The sequence below is a fragment of the Cupriavidus mimosae genome, assembly GCF_023952485.1.
Taxonomy (GTDB): Bacteria; Pseudomonadota; Gammaproteobacteria; order Burkholderiales; family Burkholderiaceae; genus Cupriavidus; species Cupriavidus taiwanensis_C.
On sequence record NZ_JALHRY010000105.1, the window covers coordinates 1 to 719 of the forward strand.

General features: G+C 53.0%; 2 pseudogenes. One reads left to right on the forward strand and one right to left on the reverse strand.

Features of this window, described 5'->3' with window-relative positions:
- Nucleotides 1–270: pseudogene (locus MKD50_RS30530) on the forward strand (hypothetical protein); the annotation flags it as partial.
- 160 nt (nucleotides 271–430) lie between these two features.
- Here MKD50_RS30530 and MKD50_RS30535 read toward each other — a convergent pair.
- Nucleotides 431–719 (reverse strand): annotated as a pseudogene (locus tag MKD50_RS30535) (GntR family transcriptional regulator); the annotation flags it as partial.

The following is a 719-nucleotide window of genomic DNA, read 5'->3' on the forward strand; positions in this document are numbered from 1 at the left end:
CGTCGCCGAACTAACGCCATGGGGCAAGGTTGTACAGATCCGCTCGGACGCCGCTTGAAAGTAACCTTCCTGTCACGAACGGGTCGAGCGGTTGTCCTGGCCCATTGGAGCACTCGAGAGATTCAGGCCGTTGCCAATGAGCTGAATAGCAGACCTCGAAAAATCGCTTGGTTGGCGACACCCGCCAAAGCCGTAGATGAAAATCTGCAATCTGCCCAGTCTTCTGTACTTGCGACGACCGGTCTAAGCTGCCCGGTAGGTGAGCGATGAATATTAAGCCATGCACAGGTAGCATCAGGAGATTTTCAGCATCAGCCGAAAGGGAAATTGTTGGGGCAATGCGGTGATGAGGCGGCTCTTCCTGAACTTCAATATCGAGCATGTGTGGGAGTCAATAGGCTGATCACGACGAGGGTCGACGCGGCATGATTTAGTAGGTCGCTTCAAAGCTCGCAGAGCAAGCTAGCCGATCGAACGGGGATTCGACCACGCCAATAACTGACGTTGTAGGACTATTCGCTTTCAGGCTGTAGAGGCGGCGCAATGTTGGGTAGGCAGTGGGAATCGAAAATACTTGACATGCTTCGTGTGAGGCGGGTGCTGCATCGATAATGAGCGAAATATCCCTGACGTTGACCTTATGTCGCCGGAGCGCGTCAATAATATAGCGATTACTCAATTCTTCAACGATCCCATCCGACATCCCGGGGGGGAGAAAT